Source organism: Flavobacterium chilense, from assembly GCF_001602525.1.
Classification (GTDB): domain Bacteria; phylum Bacteroidota; class Bacteroidia; order Flavobacteriales; family Flavobacteriaceae; genus Flavobacterium; species Flavobacterium chilense.
In genome coordinates this window covers 676,750-693,216 of the sequence record NZ_LSYT01000001.1, presented here as the reverse complement: position 1 = coordinate 693,216, position 16,467 = coordinate 676,750, and the positions used below count along the sequence as shown (strand labels likewise).

At 30.4% G+C, this 16,467-nt stretch carries 13 protein-coding genes; 5 read left to right on the top strand and 8 right to left on the bottom strand.

The genetic code is table 11. From position 1 onward, the window contains the following. Positions 1-16: 16 nt before the first annotated feature. Together A4F88_RS02935 and A4F88_RS02930 are read right to left on the bottom strand one after the other, a co-directional pair. Positions 17-451, bottom strand: coding sequence for a hypothetical protein (locus tag A4F88_RS02935; protein ID WP_068841026.1), 435 nt, complete (start codon positions 449-451; stop codon positions 17-19). A gap of 375 nt (positions 452-826) precedes the next feature. Then, complete coding sequence (locus A4F88_RS02930; RefSeq protein WP_068841025.1) at positions 827-1,231, bottom strand: helix-turn-helix domain-containing protein; 405 nt, start codon at positions 1,229-1,231, stop codon at positions 827-829. Positions 1,232-1,412: 181 nt separating this feature from the next. Here A4F88_RS02930 and A4F88_RS02925 point away from each other — a divergent pair, with 181 nt between their 5' ends. Next, positions 1,413-1,955: a hypothetical protein gene (locus A4F88_RS02925; RefSeq protein ID WP_068841024.1), complete on the top strand. Its 543-nt coding sequence runs from the start codon at positions 1,413-1,415 to the stop codon at positions 1,953-1,955. Between the two features lie 111 nt (positions 1,956-2,066). Beyond that, complete coding sequence (locus tag A4F88_RS02920) at positions 2,067-4,562, top strand: T9SS type A sorting domain-containing protein (protein ID WP_162268778.1); 2,496 nt, start codon at positions 2,067-2,069, stop codon at positions 4,560-4,562. A 392-nt stretch (positions 4,563-4,954) separates the two neighbouring features. On the opposite strand, the gene A4F88_RS02915 is transcribed toward A4F88_RS02920, so the two are convergent. Further along, positions 4,955-5,917, bottom strand: coding sequence for a LamG-like jellyroll fold domain-containing protein (locus A4F88_RS02915; protein ID WP_162268777.1), 963 nt, complete (start codon positions 5,915-5,917; stop codon positions 4,955-4,957). Positions 5,918-6,120: 203 nt separating this feature from the next. Between A4F88_RS02915 and A4F88_RS02910 the strand changes: the two genes are divergently transcribed. Both A4F88_RS02910 and A4F88_RS02905 read left to right on the top strand, forming a co-directional pair. Further along, positions 6,121-8,109, top strand: a complete 1,989-nt coding sequence (locus tag A4F88_RS02910) for a sensor histidine kinase (protein ID WP_068841021.1) — start codon at positions 6,121-6,123, stop codon at positions 8,107-8,109. Between the two features lie 4 nt (positions 8,110-8,113). Then, complete coding sequence (locus A4F88_RS02905) at positions 8,114-8,734, top strand: response regulator transcription factor (protein ID WP_068841020.1); 621 nt, start codon at positions 8,114-8,116, stop codon at positions 8,732-8,734. Positions 8,735-9,139: 405 nt separating this feature from the next. Here A4F88_RS02905 and A4F88_RS02900 read toward each other — a convergent pair whose 3' ends face one another. Beyond that, on the bottom strand, positions 9,140-9,922 hold the full coding sequence (locus tag A4F88_RS02900; RefSeq protein ID WP_068841019.1) for a GLPGLI family protein: 783 nt from the start codon (positions 9,920-9,922) through the stop codon (positions 9,140-9,142). Positions 9,923-9,926: 4 nt separating this feature from the next. Then, a complete protein-coding gene (locus A4F88_RS02895; RefSeq protein WP_068841018.1) occupies positions 9,927-12,725 on the bottom strand; it encodes an outer membrane beta-barrel family protein in 2,799 nt (932 codons plus the stop codon). 734 nt (positions 12,726-13,459) lie between these two features. Between A4F88_RS02895 and A4F88_RS02890 the strand changes: the two genes are divergently transcribed. Continuing rightward, positions 13,460-15,382: a CHAT domain-containing protein gene (locus tag A4F88_RS02890; protein ID WP_068841017.1), complete on the top strand. Its 1,923-nt coding sequence runs from the start codon at positions 13,460-13,462 to the stop codon at positions 15,380-15,382. A gap of 36 nt (positions 15,383-15,418) precedes the next feature. Here the strand turns inward: A4F88_RS02890 and A4F88_RS02885 are convergent, their stop codons facing one another. From A4F88_RS02885 to A4F88_RS25325, 3 genes are all read right to left on the bottom strand, one after another. Then, positions 15,419-15,613: a hypothetical protein gene (locus A4F88_RS02885; protein ID WP_068841016.1), complete on the bottom strand. Its 195-nt coding sequence runs from the start codon at positions 15,611-15,613 to the stop codon at positions 15,419-15,421. Positions 15,614-15,712: 99 nt separating this feature from the next. Then, the gene (locus A4F88_RS02880) at positions 15,713-16,120 is read right to left on the bottom strand and encodes a helix-turn-helix domain-containing protein (RefSeq protein ID WP_068841015.1); all 408 of its coding nucleotides are present in this window, start codon (positions 16,118-16,120) and stop codon (positions 15,713-15,715) included. A 152-nt stretch (positions 16,121-16,272) separates the two neighbouring features. Next, positions 16,273-16,437, bottom strand: coding sequence for a hypothetical protein (locus A4F88_RS25325; RefSeq protein ID WP_156062650.1), 165 nt, complete (start codon positions 16,435-16,437; stop codon positions 16,273-16,275). Positions 16,438-16,467 lie beyond the last annotated feature (30 nt).

Below are 16,467 nucleotides of genomic sequence, written 5' to 3'. Positions count from 1 at the left end.
CAAAAGATAAATATTGTTAATTACGAAACCCTTTAATAATTCTATCTAGTTCTTCTGTATTTTTGTTTTCACCATTAAAACTATCCATGCTTCTTTGAGATTTAAACCATTCCAGGTTATTAGTTTTATTGGTATGGTTCCAAATCATTTCATAATCATTCATGTATTTATATTTGATATAAATCACCCCATTTTTTACAATATATTCTTGATGCTCTCTTTCTAAAACCCACTTTATATTTTTATAAAAATTTGAAGGAGTTTCATTTTTTTCAGCGATTCTATAGAAGTCATTTTGAAAAAATACTATTTTACGATTAAATATTTTAACTCGTTGTGCATCATTATTTAAGATCACAGGACGAAGTTCTACATACCTGTTTTGCCAATAATAATAAATAGAAAATAAAACTATTAGAATGGCGAATGTTACGTAGATCTTTTTTTTCATTTATTTTAAATTAATACTTAAACCGCCTAAAAAACCTGATTGAAAGGTTTTATTAAAACTTTGTTGCCATTCGCTTTTCATATAAATTTTCCGCAGCAATAATTTCCCTTTGTTTTTTCAACCAGTTAAAGTCATTGGTTTTCTACCAAATTTGAAACATATAAATGACTATCATATCTAGAATAGGGTTTAAAAATATCACTAAAAGGTTAGATTTTATTTTTTGAATAAATTCGAATATTTTTTAGATACGTAATTTAAAGAGTTTAGAAGTATATTTTTTTTATGTTTATTCAAACTCTTGATTTTTATTTAATTAAAACAAAAAAGAGACTCAAAAGTCTCTTTCTAAAATCAATATATCTTTATAAATACTTACTTCCCAATCAATTTCTCAAGCCTCACCATCATTTCATCTTTCTCCTTCAACATTCTTTCATACAAAGCAATTTTTTCTTCGTGAAGCTTTAAAATTTCTTGCAATGGATTAACATTATAAGTACCACCAGAATTACCAATGAATGCTTCATCATGAAAAGTATTAGAAATAATATTTATCGCTTGTTCTTCATCAAAATTCTGAAAAGCTTCAACAGGAATTTTTAATACGGCTGAAATTTGTTTCAAGAGGTTTTCTTCAATTACATCTTTCTGCTCCAGCATAGAAATTTTCTTTTGGTTCCAGTCTTCGCCCAGATCATAAGCCAATGCTTCCTGCTTGATGTTGAGCATTTCTCTAAAACGTTTTACGTTTCTTCCCTGATGTATTTTCTGTTCCATAACGAATATCAATTTTTCTAAAGGCTCAAAGATAAAGCCATTTGGATAAAAATCCTGAATTTCAAAGATAAAAAAATATCCTGTTAAACATTCTTTTTTGTCAGATATTATATCTGCTTTTCGAATAGTTTATCCTTTTGCAAGAACAGAACTTCGCTTGACGATTTTAAATCTCCGCAGTATGAAAAAGAATAAAATATCTTTCGAAACCAGTTTTTGGGTAGGATGTGTAACAGGAAATCCATTTAAGGTAATTAATGCCTTTTTTGATTTTGCAGATCTGGACTATTATAAACAAAATTTAAGTGAAGCAGTAATGTACAGCTATAAAAAAGAGGTTTACGAAGCCAAGAATCCCTCTAATGCTTTTATTTTTTATACTGCTATAAATTCTTTTCTCAAAGTGTGTTACTGCCTGAAAGCGAAAAGCAAAAAATGGAGAGTGAAAGTGTCTTTGTGTTCTGAAACAATATTTCATTTTTCTTCTCTAACGAGAGATGAATTTGAGAATCCTTTTATTGTATTTCGAAAAGCATTTAATGAAAAAACGCTGGAAGAGTTTGAATCATTTCTATGTCTGATCCTGGAGCTTTCATTGTCTCCTCATGACGGAGATCCTTACTCTGACCTGACAACGCCTTATATTCATTTAATTAAAATGCTCGATGCAGCAGCGCTAATACGGGAAAGAGGCGTTGAGAAAGTGAGGAAAACAGATTCGTAGTTGTATGTGTATTGATGAAAAAGCAATTTGTTTAATCGTTTTTTTAACAATAAAGATTGTACATTTGAAATGTTAAATTTCATTCCAAAAACAAACAACAATATTAAGCCTATGAAAAAAATTCTACATTTATTACTACTTACTTTTACAATATCTGGTTTTGCCCAGGATGGATCTGTAGATCCTACTTTTAACTATCCAACAGGAGCCATCAATGGAGCTGTTAAGACAACATCAATACAATCAGACGGAAAAATAATCGTTGGTGGAGATTTTACAAATTTAAATAATGTGCCTTCTAATAAATTAGCACGGTTAAATATAAACGGAACCACTGATACAACATTTAATTTAGGTTCTGGGTTTAATAATACCGTTAATGGAATCACTACCCAATCTGACGGGAAAATATTGGTTGTTGGTAATTTTACTTCTTATAATGGAACTTTAAAAAATAGAATTGTCAGATTAAATATTGACGGAACTATTGATGCTACATTTAATATGGGTTCTGGATTTAATAATGCCGTTAATGGAATAAATATTCAATCTGACGGAAAAATATTAGTCTTTGGTAGTTTTACAACGTATAATGGTAATTCAAAAAACAGAATAATCAGATTAAATGCAGATGGAACTATTGATTCAACATTTAATTTGACAACAGGAGCAAATAATACTGTTAATTCATGTGCTATACAATCTGATGGTAAAATTTTGATTGGAGGAAATTTCGGGGCATTTAATGGAGTTGCAAGAAACAGACTCGCAAGGTTAAATACAGATGGATCATTGGATACTGCATTTATTTCTGGTATTACAACTTACACAACTAATGAAGTAAAAACAATTTGTTTACAGTCAGACGGAAAAATAATCATTGGTGGTAATTTTACTTCTTACAACGGGACAGCGGTTAATTTTATAGCAAGATTAAATTCAGACAGCACATTAGATACAACATTTAATATTGGTGATGGTTTTGACTCTATTGTTAATTGTGTTTTTATTCAACCTGACGGGAAGTTATTGATAGGGGGAAATTTTAATATGTTTAATGGTACCTATTCTTCTCGAATAATAAGATTAAATGTTGACGGGACAATAGATTCTCTTTTTGGCTCAGGTACTAATTCAGCACTTGACGCCATGGTTAATACTATTGCAATTCAATCTAATGGAAAAATACTACTTGGAGGTTCTTTTTCAAGTTTTAATAATTTCTCAAGAAACCGAATAGTAAGTTTAAATAGTAATGGGAGTATTGATACTGGTTTTTATCCGTTCTTCGAGAATGGTCTTTCTACTAATGGGGACATCAGGACGATTGCTGTGCAACCAGACGGAAAAATACTTATTGGAGGAACGTTTTCTACCTATCGTGGTATATCCTCTAAAGGCATTGCAAGGTTAAACTCTGACGGAACACTCGATGCAACTTTTAATGTGGGTACAGGAGCAGATGGTTTGGTAAGTAAGATTGCAGTGACGGCTAATAATAAAATTATTATTGCAGGAAATTTTAAATCCTACAATGGTACAACGGTTAATTGTGTAGCTCAGTTAAATGCTGACGGAACTTTAGATACTGCTTTTAATACAGGCGGTTCCGGTGCCAACAATATGGTAAATGCCCTTTCACTGCAAGCAGATGGTAAAATCATTATTGGAGGAAGTTTTAGTACGTTTAACGGAACTCAAAGAAAGCTATTGGCCAGATTAAATGCTAATGGTACAGTAGATACTTCTTTTACTCCTTTATTAACTCAGGGAACTGTCTGGACGACTTTAATACAAGCAGACGGTAAAATAATTATAGCGGGAATTTTGCTGCAATACAATTATGCAGATAATGGAGAAATCCTTAGATTAAATACCAATGGAAGTTTAGATAATACCTTTAATCTTGGTGGTTCGGGTACAGATTATTTTGTTTATTCGAGTGCAGTACAACCTGATGGTAAAATTATTTTAGGCGGTGGGTTTAATAAATTTAATAATATTGCTTCAAAAGGAGTGGTTCGTTTAAATGCTAACGGAAGTTTAGATACTTCGTTTAAAGTTCCTGTATTATATGGAAATGTGACTCTTAACAGTATTGTAATTCAAAATGATGGAAAAATTATTGTGGGCGGATCTTTCGATTCATTTACTGCTGCTGTTGGTAATAGTATAATGAGATTAAATACGGATGGAACTTTAGATCCTACTTTTGTAACAGGAACAGGATTTGCTTACATTTCGGCATTGACTTTACAAAAGGACAACAAGATACTGGTAGGAGGAAATTTTATTTCCTATAATAACAATGATGATATAAAATATATTGCGCGTTTGTATACTTCTAATACTTTAAGTAAAGATACCTTTAATCGTGACATTGAAATTAATGTATATCCGAACCCGGTAGCTGATTATCTTAAATTGAATATTCCGGATGGTATAAATGTCTCAGGTTTTGAGATCTTTGATTTAACTGGAAAAAAGATAGATTCTAATGTTCTGTATACAAATTTTATAGATGTTAATAATTATTCTGAAGGTATTTATTTCCTCCGTCTAAAAACAGATAAAGGTGTTTTGAACAGTAAGTTTATTAAAAAATAATTAAGTTAATATACTCAAAAATAAAAAGCTCGAAAATCTATATTTTCGAGCTTTTTTGATAGTAATTACTAACAATTTTAGACAATTCCCAATGGTCTGTTTTCTCTCTCAGATAGACTTTTAATATTTTAAAACTTCTGGATTGGTTGTCATGGTTATAAAAGTAATCTGTAAAAATCTAAAATATCTTCTTTTTACAGATCTAAAAATCATAAAAAAATCCCATTTCGTTAGAAATGGGATTTTAATTTTGTGGCATTTATTGAACAATTTGCAAATTATTTTATGCAATTCTTTGACTTCTGTTACTTATTTTTATCTAACATTTACAGAAAATCAGACATTAATACTAATATCCCATAAAAATTAAAACAGCCTGAAGGCTATTTTTTTTATTTTTTAATGACTTTTATTGTCTCAAGACCATGATCTGTTTTTATTCTAATCAAATATGAGGCTGGAGCAAGAGATGACAAATTAATTTCTGCTTCAACGTTTCTTATTTCTTGCTTCATAACAGTCTGCCCTAGAAAATTAATCACTTCAACATTTAAAATTGGTTGTTCGGATCTCAAGAACAAGTTGTTTGTTGCAGGATTAGGATAGAACTTAAAATTCGTTTTTTCTACTGAGGATACATTTAAATTAGAGCAAATAGTTCCGGTATTTACAATGCTATTATCAACCCAGTTAGAGGAGTTTCCGTTTAAAGTAAAGTCATTAAGAGTTCCATTGTAATTATTTCCGCTGCTGTCCTGCAAAGTTGTTATGGAAGCATTATTTGCGTTAGCAGTGCCCTGATTAAATTTATAATACGCAATTAGTCCTGTTGCCGGACCGGGTAACTCACAGTTCATATGGCTTACTATTTCAGTGACAGACAAAGCTCTATTCCAGACTCTTACTTCATCTATAGTTCCTTTGAAAAGATTATCAGCATCGTTAAAGGCACCTAATCTGACCATGTTTCCCCCATCAACTGGATCAACATCATTATTGGTATCTACTAATACTCCATCTTTGTATAATTTCAGCGTGGTAGTCGCAGCGTCATAAGTTACCGCAACATGATGCCAGATGTTAATAGAGAATGGAACACTGTCTTCTACAGCAAACCAATCACCATTATGCCCCGCAGAAAGCTTACCGGAATTACTTACTGGTACCCAGAAAGCATGCAGCCCATCTGAATCACCACCGGAGATAATGTTGTTGAGACTGTTTAAACTTTTCACATAGATCCACGCTTCTTTGGTGTAAGATACAGGCAAAATGTTTCCACAGCTTACATAATCGTCTACACCATCAAAATCTAGCGCTGATCCTTGCTGAGAAAATCCAGGTTGGAAAATCATTAAAAAAAATGCAAACCAGATTTTTTTTAAATTTAGTTTGAAAGGCATTAAAAGTATTTTTCTTTTCATAATAATAATTTTATTAATTACATCACAAAATTGGATCATTCTTCCGGAGATTCATACAAGGGCAAACCCCTGAATTAATGATTATATAATTTTCAATGTTAAAAAAATGATACATTTGTAGAAAAATACATTATATGCCTACGATTAAGAAAATCATATTCTTATTCATTGCTTTTTTTTTATTTTCATGTAGAGAAAAAAAGGACAATTTTTATTTTGAAAAAGTAACTCCGTCAAAAGAAGAGTCTACAAAAGTTTGGTTAAGAAAAAATAAAAATTATAGTGCAGATAAAGAACGTTACCTGAAAGTTTTTTTGAACTATTATCAAAGTAAAATTGCTAAAAGTGATTACTCGAATGCTTCTAAAATTCTGGATTTAGTTACCACAAAATTTGTTTATTTTTATGATTTTGACCCTCGCCTTACCAATGCTGTAAAAGAATTTAATGAAAAATATAGAGGTGAATTACCTCCACTAAAAACAATTTATATTGACAGTTATTATGGCAATTTAGAATTCGACAGAGACAATCTAAACAAGGCTAAGGATTACTTTTTAAAAATTATAGTTTTAGAGCCTGATGATTACAAAAGTTGTTACAAAATAGCCCGTGCTTATTATGATTTATCATATACTTATTTTGTTTTAGGGGATTTAAAAAACAGCATAGAAGCGAATGAAAAATCAAGAAATTACTCCATAAGAATTAGAGATCGGGAAAGTATAGCTTCTGTAGAGTCGAATTACATCAATATTTACAAAGCAAATGGCTCCTTTCAGAAGGCAGTCGCAAGCGCAGATGAGGTGATAAAAGTATTTAAAGAAACCGGGAACACCTATGATTATTTTATGGGTAAATACAACAAATGTTCTGTTTATGGTTTTTTTAATAAGCATCAGTTGAAAAATAAATACATCCACGAAACTTACAAAGAATATATAACCAGCAAATATGATAATGATGTACTTCTTCTTTGCATTTCTGATTACGAAATAGAAGCTTTAATTGAAGAAAATAAATTAAATAATGCTAAAATAGTTTTAGACAGAATAAAGCCCGTCGCAGAAAAAAACACCTCACAAAACTGGCAAAAGGATTATCAGGCGACATTAGCTTTATATCAGATCAAGAGAGATGTAAAATCGTGTAACACAAAATATATAGAAAATTCACTACCCAATTTGCTTGAACATGAAAACTACGAAAGAGCCAACCTATTTTTCAATGTTTTATTAGAAAAAGCAATGCAAAGCAGAGACCTGGACAAGGTTGTTTTTTATAACAATGAAGTTTACCGTACAAAAGACAGCTTATCTAGCGCAAAAAGCAAGCTGATCAATTTAGAACTCGCAGCAAAATATGAAACTAAAGAAAAAGAGCAGGAAATTAAAATCCAGCAAGAAACTATTATCAATAAAAATACTGTTATTGTGGCTTTAGTACTTATTTTTATTGCACTGTTATTAGCAATTGTTATTTATTATTTAAAACAAAAGCAAAAGAAATTGTCCTTAGAAAAAGAACGATCATTGCAATTTACTAAAAACCTTCTGGATAAAACCGAGGAAGAACGCAAAAGAATTGCATCTGATCTCCATGATAGTGTGAGTCATGAACTATTGTCGCTTAAGCACTCGTTTAATAAAAGTCAGCTTCAATTAAATGAAAAAGTCGATACGATTATTGATGATATCAGAGCAATCAGCAGAAATTTACATCCCGTTCTTTTTGAAAAAATAGGACTGGAAGCTACATTAGAACAATTCATAGAGCGTATCCAAAATACACATCGTTTTATGATCTCATCCGAAATCAACTATCAAGATTATCTCTCGACTGAAAAAGAATTACAAATCTACAGAATTGTGCAGGAAACGGTTTCAAATATTATAAAATACGCAGATGCCGTCGCAGCAAAAATAATTTTAACTGAAAATAAAGACACCGTTACTTTAGAAATTATTGATAATGGGAGAGGTTTTAATGTAAAAGAAACCCTGGAAAAAAAAGATGCTTTTGGTTTACATAATATTATAGAAAGAAGTAAAGCAATTGGTGGGCAAGCTCACATCACATCAACTGATAAAGGCACAAAAATAGTGGTACAAATAAAAAAATAATAACATGAAAATTCTAGTTGCAGACGATCATCCTTTAACCCTGAATGGAACTGTTTCTTATCTTACAAATTTGGGATATAATGTAGTGAGCGCTTGCTCTAATGGAACCGCAGCACTTAACTATATTCAGATTTATTTGCCAGATATAGCTGTTTTAGATTTAAATATGCCGGGCCTGGACGGATTGGAAGTGGCAAAAAAAGTAATGGAAAATAAATGGCGTACTAAAGTTGTAATCCTTACCATGCATAATGAAATTGGAGTTCTGAACAAAGCAAAGGAATTTGGAGTAGATGGTTATATCTTAAAAGAAAAAGCTGATCCTGATTTAGAAAAATGCCTGAAAGAAATTGCTTTAGGAAAAAAAAGTTATTCTGGAGCTTTACTTCAAAATTACACGATAGAATACACAGATATCCCTAACAAACTAAACCTATTAACGCTTTCTGAAAGAAAAATAACAGAATTAATAGCTGCTCAAAAAACTAGTAAGCAGATTGCTGAACTTCTTTTTTTATCCGAGAAAACAGTAGAAGGACACCGTACGAAAATTATAGAAAAACTGGGTATTCCAAAAGAAAAAAATGCTTTACTGATATGGGCAATACAAAATTATAAAAAATGAAAAATATCTTTCGAAAACTTATATTTAATTTGACTGGATATGCAAACAAAAACTGGAGAAAAACTTAAGCTACATTTTTATAATTAGTTTATTAAATTCTTCAATTGTTTTATAGTTCAAAGCCGAATGCCTTCTTTCTTTATTGTACCAAATTTCGATGTATTGCTTCGTCTGTTTGGTAATTAAGCTAATTTTTCTTTAAAAATTTATTTAATCCAATAGCATCTTTTCTAATCTCAGATTGTCAAGTTTTTTATATTTATATTTTACGTAATGCTTAGAAATAAAAAAGAGACTTTGTAAGTCTCTTTTTTATTGAATAATATATCTTTTATAATAATTATTTATTAATTCAGTTTTTCAAGCCTCGTCATCATTTCATTTTTCTCTTTCAACATACGCTTGTTACAAAGAGTAGGCTTGTAATGTCTTTCTTGCCCATTTTCCCCAATTTTTTAAAGCTTCCAAAAGTGTTTTGTTTAGCTCTTTATTGTCAGTAGGCTTACCTTTTGCAGGAGGAGCTAGATCTTTTTCGGATACTGGAATTTCAGTAACTTTTGTGGCAAACCATGTCATGTTTTCATGTGGCAGGGCCAATCCTAAAATTGTTCCTGGTAATCCTGTAAAAGATTCTGGGCCACCTGAAAATGGAATTTGAATAGTATAATAGGCAACAACATAAACAGAATCGAGAACTATAGCATTTGCTCTGCGACATTCATAACCTGCAATATCTCTTGTTTCATCGGTAATTTTCCAGTCAATTTTACGCAAGCTGTCTTTAACTAAGTATAAATCGTCATAAACATTTTTTTGGGTAATACTGGTTTGGGTATCCAGATCTGTGGCGATAACATTTTTTAAATTAGCCATTGCATCGTCAGCAATCCAACTGTTGCTTGCTGATTGATTTGTTTCTTCCCATTTGTATAAACTCTTGTTTTTTGAAAAACTGAGAATGCTTTTTGTAGTTTTAAATTGTGAATTGTTTTTTTTATAACTTTCAAAAGCAGCCTGATAATAACTATCAGTTTCTCCTTTTATTTTTTTTGCAATCAAAGCATACATATTCGATTTTTTCTCAAATTCGATTACGCCATTTTGTACAAAGTGATCATTTTGTGCAAAAGTATTGCAGCTTGTCTGTACAATTATTAAAATTAAGATGCGATTTAGTATTGTTTTCATGGTTTTAGTTTCGTTTAATTTCTCCTCCGCCCATTTTGCTAAAATCCCAGCTTACAGAGAACATAAAATATCTTTTGATAGTTGTATAGGTACTTTGGTTAATATTTCCATTGAATGCAGAACGATTAAATCCTACATTTTGGTTCAAAAGATCTCTTCCCGTTATAGAAACTCTTAAATTATCTCCTTTTAAAAATTTCTTGGTGACAGATGCATTCCAGATAAAACGTTCAAAAGATTCCTGAATCACCTGCGTTTTTCCATTATATTGATAATTACCATCGGTACTAATTTCTAGTTTGAAAGGTAATTCTACACTGCTCCAGAAATTTCCATTAAAACCCCAGCCATCGCTATCACTATTTTCGTTGATGCTTGCATTAGCAACGTTGTAAGTAGGTCCGAAGCTAGCATTAAAATTGTATTTTTTTTCTTTATACTTTGATAAGTTTAGATTAAAGGAATAACTTGAATTTTTAGTTTGATTCAGTTTTGTATTGATGTAATTATAGTTTACATTTTTGTTAGCACTTAAACCAATTCCTGCGTTCATGTCTATAGCTTTCATTGTTTTCCCAAAATTAGTATTCAAAAAATAACCTGTTGCAGCTTTGTCTTTTAGGTTTACAAATTGAGAAATACTTTCTCCTCTGTCATTTGTAACCACATTACTTATTATTGGATTTACCGTAAAATTGTACGTTGCATTAACCGAAAAATATTGATTGCTAAGTACTTTATACGAATAATAACTTCCTCTGAAATTATTTCTAAAAGAAGGATCTAAATCCGGATTACCCAAAATCGTATTCAATTGGTTTTGATTGTTTCGTATCGGTTGTATTTGTTCTAAAGTTGGCTGATCGGTGTTTCCGTTATATGACAAACGCAGCGCTTCTCTTTGTTTAAAATTGTATTGATAGTTTATCTGAGGCATGTAGTTGACAAATTTTCGCGTAAAATTTTCATCTGTATAAACATTGTACTGTTTAAAGTTGACGCCGCTAAATTTAGAACCAAAAGAAAAAACAGTTTTGTTTTTTTTATAATTAAAAATAGCTCCAAGTTGGTTTATTGTTTGGTCTAGTTCATAATTATTACTAAAGACTGAATCGAGAACATTATAATTCCCATCCGGAGATTGATTAAAAGATTTACGATCAGATTTTCCGTTACTTATATTGAATCCGTAATTAAGAATTAAAGATAAACTTTTAGACAACGGTTCTGTATAGATTAAATTTGATTTAAAAGCTGTATTGGTAATATTATTAACTTTATTTTGATCGACTACTTTAGTACTATCCGGACTAATTACGGATGGTGTAAAAAATTCAGCTCGAGAATTTAAATAACCATCACTTTTGCTATTTGAACTTGATTGGTTTAAATTAAGAGATAATGTTCGCCCCTTTTTTTTAAATCTTTTGGTTAATAAAGTATTTATATTAAACGTTTTATCATCAACATCGTTTGTATTTGTCTGTTTCAAATTATTCAATTGGTTACCTTGTTCGTCAGTACCTTTTCGCATTTCTGATTCACTTGAATTACTCTTTTTAAACAATCCGTCTATATTTAATTTTAACGTTAAAGTAGTATCAATTTTAATTTCATAAGCCAGATCAAGTTTATTTTTAGTCATGTTTTTTTCAAAACTCTTGTCTGAAGTATTATAAATGCTGCTGGAACTTAAATTTTGCTGGTTAATATCATTGCGATTTCCTGAAAGTTTGATATCGCCAATTTTGTAATTTGCATTGATAGATTCTTTATCGTTGTTCCATTTATTGTCAAAATGTATTCCTCCAGTTTGAACTACCGGAATTCCTTCACCATTAAATTGTCCATCCCAACTGTCAAATTCATCATTTCCATTGTTTGAAATATTAATACCGCCGTCATCATTTACCTGATAGCTGCTTGGGCCGTATCTATCTTTATCTCCCCATCCTAATCCTACTTGTCCTGTGTTGCCTAAAATGCCATAAGCTGCTAATTTTTTCTTATCCCAAAACTTATTAAACATAGCCTGACCTTTGTAAAAATTATCAGTTCCTCCTCCGAGTTCTACTTTCCCGAAATGACCATTTTTTTTGTCTTCTTTAAGTTTAACATTCAGCGTTTTGGTTTTCTGACCATCATCAATCCCTGTAAAAGCAGCCTGATCACTTTTTTTGTCGTACAATTGTACTTTATCAACCATGTCCGCACGTAGATTTTTTGTAACTAAAGTAGGATCATCACCAAAAAATTCTTCACCATCAACCAAAACTTTGGTTACAGTTTCGCCTTGAGCGGTTATTTTTCCATCCTTGTCAATTTGTATTCCAGGGAATTGTTTTATCAGATCTTCCACCTTTGCATTAGGTTCTATTTTAAATGCTTTTGGATCAAATTCTAACGTATCTCCTTTGATTTTCATGGCGGCTCTATTGCCTTTTATAATTATTTCGGATAGTATTTTCCCTTTATCTTCCAAATTAATTTTGCCATAATCTTTGATCAATTTTGTGGAATCAATAGCAAATTGATCTACAAAATCTGCATATTTAGGATAAGAAACCAGTAAAATAAATTTACCGGCTTTAATATTATTCAACTCAAAAGAACCATTTTCTTTAGCTCGTGTAAATTTTACTAAAACAGAATCTTTTGCTCTTAACAAAGAGACTGATGCTTTGGTTAAAGTAGATTTGTTTATGGTATCTGTTACATATCCTTTAACTGTACCTGATTTTTGTGCCTGTAAAATATTTGATAAAAAAAGAAAGCAACATAATAATAGAATTGTTTGTCTCATTAATTGGTTGTGTTTTTTTTTGAAAAAAAGGCATTATTATTCTATTCTATTTTTTGAAAAATAGAAATAAAATGCACTGGTTTTGTAATTTGTTTTTTAAGTAAGCAAGATTGTGGATTCTAAAATAGAAATTGAAATAGTACCTTTTGATACCGATTTGCTGAAGTATAGCGAATTGATTTTATGAAATTCATGATTTTTTTGTGAGGTTTTGGTAGTTAGTAGTGTGAATTTTAATAGTTTTAATTGGTAATTATTGCTGTAATAGTTAAATGTTGATACGATTCAAAAGTAAATAAAAATACTACAATATTAAAAATACTTTACTTTTATTGTCATGATTAATTATTTATAGTAACAATTATGGGTTCATAAATTTACACTTTCATTGAATCAGAGATGAAGAAGAGAAAGGTCAAAGTGGAGGTGGAGATTGGATGAGACCTCGATTGCTCAGATATGCGCAACGATAGTGCGAAAATTCTTTCCGTGCCCGTTCCTGTATTAATAAAAATTATATTTTTTTTTAATGGTTAAGATATACTTTGCGTGCACGGATTATAAATCCGAGCGGTCGGGGTTGATAACTAATTTAAGTAAATAGCTAAGTTTGTTTTTTTAAGATTTTGTCTTTATAATAGTAGATTCACAAAATAATAATTTTCTTTGCTTTTAGTATCAGGTTCTTAAAGAAAAGTAAATTATTTTTGTTATTGCTAAACTATATTTTTTTTATGCTAAATATTAAAGTTCCTGATTTCAATACTGATTTTTCTTTTATAGTAGATGGTGAGAGTGGTCATTTAGCTGTAGTAATATTAAGCTATATTACCAGAAAAAATACATATCTTCCAATGTTTGAATTCCCATTTACTACAATTGAAAATGAAGAATATAATGAAGAGAAAGTTGATGAACATTCAATTACCAGAAGGAGGTCGTATGTGTTTAATATCAAGGTTCATAATGCAATAAAAAGAGCAGGCGGCTGTAAATATTTAATTTTAGGAAATATAAATAGTGATCAAAAGTCTTATTTAACATTTTTGGATGACTATAATGTGATCGAAATCAATAATGTTTATGAAGCTGAGATATTTTTAAGTTCAATAGTTGATAAAAACAATTTTTTGAGTTGCAGAGAAGATGATTTATTGAAAGCGCTCCCTTATGCTGTATCAAATAACTTAATTCTTAAAATTGATAATACTTCACCAAGATTTGTAGAGATCAATCCTAAAAAAGATGGGCTTGTTATTGTTGAAACTATAGAAAGAGTTTCTACAGTTATTGCTGTAAATTACGCTTTATCAGTCAATTCGCAGGTAGAATTAATCCCTCCCTTGAAAGTTAATCATATAGATATTAAGAATTTAATTAAAAATTGGAAAGATGGGGATAATAATTCATTCAATGATTTAAGTGCAGAACTGTATAATAACATTCAAGACATAGATTTTAAAAATTATCAATATGCTACTTTTTTTACACAAGGCGGACCGTATTCCCTTATATTAAATAATGTTATTCCCATTACACATGTCCATTTAAATTTTAATCCAGATTTTTTTATTTTCAATAACATTTATTTTGAAACAAACTCTAATGCAAATTCTGCTATAGTTTTTTCCCCACAAGAGTTTAAGGATGAAGAAACTGGCCATGTTATCAAAATGCTGCAAAATGGAAATTTTTATGTCAAAGAATTAATTGGTAATGATGCGAGTCTTTACAATATAGATTACCATGTAAAACAATATCCATTTGACTTGCTTCATATATGCAGTCATGGAGGAGAAATCCATGGTCACTCAATTATTGAAGAATTTGTAGATCGAAATGGTGAGAAGCATGTAATTGAATATGAAGAAGTTATTGGTTTTGCTTTTAAGAAAGGTTTAAAAACTGTAGATGTTCATTCAAAAAATATTTGGAGAAAATTTGATGGTGTTATTTGGAAAAGTAAAGAGTTTGAGAAAAAAAAGATCCCACATTATATCATATCAGATATGATAAATGAGTTGGCTGAACGCACTACTAAAAATAGAACTTATAAGGAAGTAATACACGATTCATGTGCTATAAAATGTTCGGATTCTATTTATCAGGCTATGTTTAATGTAATGTCGATATCACATTGTCCTATTATTTTTAATAATACCTGTTGGTCATGGTCTGATTTTGCTGATTCCTTTTTATCAGTTGGCGTCCGATGTTATATTGGAACACTGTGGGACATTGATAATAATGTTGCTAAACAAACAGCAGAACTATTTTATAACAATTTATTGGGTGAAAATATATCAGTGGCGTTACAAAGTGCACTGTTAACTACTCTAGGGAAAAGAGATGAAAATATTTATATTGTATGGGGATTGCCTTTTAGTACTTTACAACCTGCAAGTTCTATAAATGAAAGTAAAAAAAGCGTTACTCTAGAGATGCTCGAATCATTAGGACATTGGCAAGATAAATTGTCAGAAGTGAAAAAGAGTTCTACAAAAAAAAGTATAGAAGCTCTTATTGAATGGGGTTCAAATGAGATTTCAACGAATTTTAGAGAAGAAACTATTGCGTTTATTAAGGAAAGCGAAGTAAAGTATAGAGGTGATTTAAAATTAGGATCATCGGGTAATACCGCCCACGAAATAAGTTAGTAAGATTTTTTTATAAAAAGTATGTGATTTTGAATATTAAAGACTGCCAACATAATCTATTACATTTCCATCTTCATTATAAGAAATGCTTTTTTCTCTTTCATTATTTAAGTAAGTGATTACGGTTTTTACCTTTCCTTTGAAGTCTGAAACGGATAAATCATTACTTTGTGAATAAAAAGTGTTTACAATTAAAAAGAATAGGAAAGAAATAAAATAAGTTTGGCGCATCTGATTACTTTTATTTTACAGCTAAAATAATATAGAAAAACTCTCAACAAAAAAGAGACTATAAAGTCTCTTTTTAAATTATTATATCTTTATAAATAACTATTTATTAATCAATTTCTCAAGTCTCACCATCATCTCATCTTTCTCTTTCAACATATGCTCATATAACGCAATTTTTTCTTCGTGAAGTTGGATCAATTTTTCGATCGGATTAACATTAAATGTTGCATTATGACCAGTGTTTAAAAAAGCTCCATTATCAAAAGTATTAGAAATAATATTTATCGCTTGCTCTTCATCAAAATTCTGAAAAGCTTCAACAGGAATTTTTAATACAGCCGAAATTTGTTTCAGCAGATTTTCTTCAATTACATCTTTCTGCTCCAGCATAGAAATTTTCTTCTGGTTCCAGTCTTCGCCCAGATCATAAGCTAATGCTTCCTGCTTTATGTTAAGCATTTCTCTAAAACGTTTTACGTTTCTTCCCTGATGTATTTTCTGTTCCATAACGAATATCAATTTTCTAAAGGCTTAAAGATAAAGCCATTTTTTGAATTAAAACCTGTGTTTTAAAATAAAAAAAATCCCATTTCGTTAGGAAATGGGATTTTAATTTTGTGACCCCAAGAGGACAAATTACTATAAAATTTTTGGAGGATTTAAAGAGATTGGCTTACTACTGGTAGTGGCTGTCTTTTGATGTCTTTAGTATTTTGGTTTGGATGTCCTGTTGGGGATTGATTGAAAAAGTTATTGAATAATTTATTTGAAGTAATACAAACTGCATTAACTTTTGTAGCATATTTAAAGGCAAATTCAAACATCTTCTGCCACGTTTTTACCACAAAACTTTA